General features: G+C 70.8%; 4 protein-coding genes and 1 pseudogene. 1 reads left to right on the forward strand and 4 read right to left on the reverse strand.

Translation table 11 applies throughout. The annotated features are described in order from the left end of the window. Nucleotides 1–118: 118 nt before the first annotated feature. Nucleotides 119–460: pseudogene (locus AC2W7M_RS23380) on the reverse strand (DnaJ domain-containing protein); the annotation flags it as partial. Between the two features lie 84 nt (nucleotides 461–544). Next, complete coding sequence (locus AC2W7M_RS23385; RefSeq protein WP_486135315.1) at nucleotides 545–1,060, reverse strand: RT0821/Lpp0805 family surface protein; 516 nt, start codon at nucleotides 1,058–1,060, stop codon at nucleotides 545–547. 13 nt (nucleotides 1,061–1,073) lie between these two features. On the opposite strand from AC2W7M_RS23385, the gene pdxH reads away from it, so the two are divergent. Then, nucleotides 1,074–1,715, forward strand: coding sequence for a pyridoxamine 5'-phosphate oxidase (pdxH, locus tag AC2W7M_RS23390; RefSeq protein WP_486135317.1), 642 nt, complete (start codon nucleotides 1,074–1,076; stop codon nucleotides 1,713–1,715). 32 nt (nucleotides 1,716–1,747) lie between these two features. Here pdxH and AC2W7M_RS23395 read toward each other — a convergent pair whose 3' ends face one another. Next, nucleotides 1,748–2,131, reverse strand: coding sequence for a cell division protein ZapA (locus AC2W7M_RS23395; RefSeq protein ID WP_486135319.1), 384 nt, complete (start codon nucleotides 2,129–2,131; stop codon nucleotides 1,748–1,750). Nucleotides 2,132–2,135: 4 nt separating this feature from the next. Next, entirely contained in the window at nucleotides 2,136–2,441 is a 306-nt protein-coding gene (locus tag AC2W7M_RS23400; protein ID WP_121622784.1) for a DUF4164 domain-containing protein, read from the reverse strand. Between the last annotated feature and the right edge of the window lie 228 nt (nucleotides 2,442–2,669).

Raw genomic sequence — 2,669 nt, forward strand, 5'->3', positions numbered from 1 at the left:
CCCCTGAAGCCCCTGATTGCGGAAGGCTAGCGGAGCACGCCAGATGAGGCAAGAACGAATTAGGAACATTGTTTCCCATTCCCTCGCGGCGGAACCGCGCCTAGGGTGCGCCGGAGGTGCCCTCGGGGCCGAAGGAGAAGCTCTCGAAGATGGTGTCGCCGTCGAAGCCGGAGAAGCCGCCGGGACCGCCGCCCGGACCGCGCCCGCCGCCGAAGCCGGCGAACTCGGGCGCTCGGGGCTTGCCCTCGGCGTCGATCTCGCCGCGGTCGTACTGGCCGCGCTTCTCCTTGTCCTCCAGGATCTCGTGGGCCGTGTTCAGCTCCGCGAACTTGTCCTGGGCCTTCGGGTCGTCCTTGTTCGCGTCCGGATGCAGCTTCTTCGCAAGCCGCCTGTAGGCACGCTTGATCTCGGCCTCGTCGGCGCTCTTCGACACGCCGAGGACGTCGTAGGGATCACGCATGAAGTCTCACCTCGCCGGCCGGCACTCGAGCGGCCAGCCGCATCAAACATGTGGGAGGCAGGGCTTGAAATGCAACGGCGAAGGTCAGGCGCGCCCCAGAATTCGCACCTGGTTCAGCACGAAGCCGGAGCGGGCGCGGCAGGCCTCGCCCTGGACCCAGCGGTCGCCCGCCTTCGCGTCCACCACCGAGATCATGAAATCGCGGCAGCCGGCGCGCTCGGGACCGATGGGGGTGGCGGTGCCGCTGGCGCCGCTCGCCTTGTTCTCCCAGGGGATTGAGGGGTCCTTCTCGCGCGAGCTCAGCGCCTGGTCGAGCGCCGCCTTGGCCTCCACCCAATCGGCATCGGCGATGCCCTTGGGCGCCGCGCCCTGCGGCAGCGGCGCCGACACCGGGGTCACGTGCGGGCGCACCGAGCCGGTGATGAGCTGGTCGTCCGCCGTGCCGACCGTGGAGCACCCCGCCGCGGCGAAGGCGAGGCAAAGCAGCGCGGCGATGCAGAGGCCGCCCCCGCGCGGGAGGGCTTCGCGCGGCGGCGGCGCGCTTCTATGATGGGATACCTGCCGGCTCTTGAGGGGGCCGGTTGCGGCAAAGGACGGCACGAAGGGCTCCCACATGACGACAAGCGAGACCATGGAAGCCCACAACCCCTTAACATCCGGTGATTTTACCGAGGCGGGCGAGCCCTTTCGGCTGTTTTCCGAATGGCTGGACGACGCCACCAAGTCGGAGCCGAACGACCCCAACGCCATGACCCTCGCCACCGTGGACGAGACCGGGCTGCCCGACGCCCGCATGGTGCTGCTGAAGGGACTGGACGCGCGCGGCTTCGTCTTCTTCACCAACACCGAGAGCGCCAAGGGGCGGGAACTGGCGGCGGTGCCGAAGGCGGCCTTGGTGTTCCACTGGAAGTCGCTGCGCCGGCAGGTGCGGGTGCGCGGCGCGGTGGAAGAGGTGAGCGCCGAGGAGGCCGACGCCTATTTCGCCACCCGCCCGCGGCTGTCGCAGATCGGCGCCTGGGCCAGCCAGCAGTCGCGTCCGCTGGAGGGGCGATTCGCGCTGGAAGCGGTGGTGGCGGCGACAACCGCGCGCTACGGCCTCGGCACGGTGCCGCGCCCGCCGCACTGGACCGGCTTCCGCATCGTGCCGGTGGCGATCGAGTTCTGGCACGACCGCCCGTTCCGCCTGCACGACCGCGTGGTGTTCCGGCGCGGGGGCGAGGACGAGACGTGGGTGCGCACGCGGCTCTATCCCTGAGCGGCGGTTCCTGAGCCGCGGGGACGCCCGCCTCAGCCCATGCCCACGTTGCCCTTCTCGCGCGGGGTGAGGTCGGCGGTCAGGCGCTCAATGCGCTCGGCCACCTCCTCGATGGTGCGCGCCACCTCCTCCTCGCTCGCCTCGATGCGGGCGATGGCGGAGGCGCGGGCGTCGCGCTGGCTCTCGATGTCGCTCTCCAGCGCCCGGATGCGCGCGCGCGCCTCGGCCAGCTCGTCGGCGATGGTGATGGCGGCCATCACGACCAGGCGCTGGTCGCCGATCTCGCCGAAGGCGCCGCGCAGATCGAGGATGCGGCTGTCGATGTCGCGCGCGAGCCGCATCAGGTGCTCCTCCTGCCCCGCATCGCACGCCATCCGGTAGTGGCGCCCGGCGATGGTGACGGAGACGTGCGGCATGCCCCTATCCGCCGTGGGTCGCGAGCACGTCGCGGATGGTGCCCATGGCGACGTCCAGGCGGCGCATGACCTCGCGGCTCACCTGGCCCACCTCCTCCACCTGGCTCTGCGACAGATCCAGTTCGGCGGCGAGGCGCGCCCGGTCATTGCCCAGAGCATGGAGCTGCGCGAGCAGCGCCTCCTGGTGCCGGTCCATGTCGCGCCGGCGCTCCAGCGCATCGGCGAGCGCGTCGAGGGCCGCATTGAGGCGCTTGGTGGCGGCCTCGATGGGCGTATCCTGGAGCGGCGGGCGGTGCTTCAGCGCATACATGATGGAAGTCTAGCCGAGTCGGTGCGTTTCGAGCCACTGCCATGGGATTGTCAACGCAAAAACTTAAGGGAACCGCACGCTGACGGCGCTGCGCCGCCGCCCGCCTCCCGGGGACAGCGCGCAATGGCGCGCTCTGCGTGCAGAGACTGGCACGACACCCGCGTCTCGGGCAATTGAGGGTAGCGGGCGGCGCCGGCGGCACGCCAGGGCGGCAGGCCGGGGCGGGCG

The sequence above is a fragment of the Xanthobacter sp. BG11Y11_SDJG genome (assembly GCF_057364445.1).

What these genes read in the sequence shown, in the direction of transcription:
- pdxH (WP_486135317.1), top strand. Translation starts at nt 1,074, where the DNA reads ATGACGACAAGCGAGACCATGGAAGCCCACAACCCCTTAACATCCGGT.
- AC2W7M_RS23395 (WP_486135319.1), bottom strand. Translation starts at nt 2,131, where the DNA reads ATGCCGCACGTCTCCGTCACCATCGCCGGGCGCCACTACCGGATGGCG.
- AC2W7M_RS23400 (WP_121622784.1), bottom strand. Translation starts at nt 2,441, where the DNA reads ATGTATGCGCTGAAGCACCGCCCGCCGCTCCAGGATACGCCCATCGAG.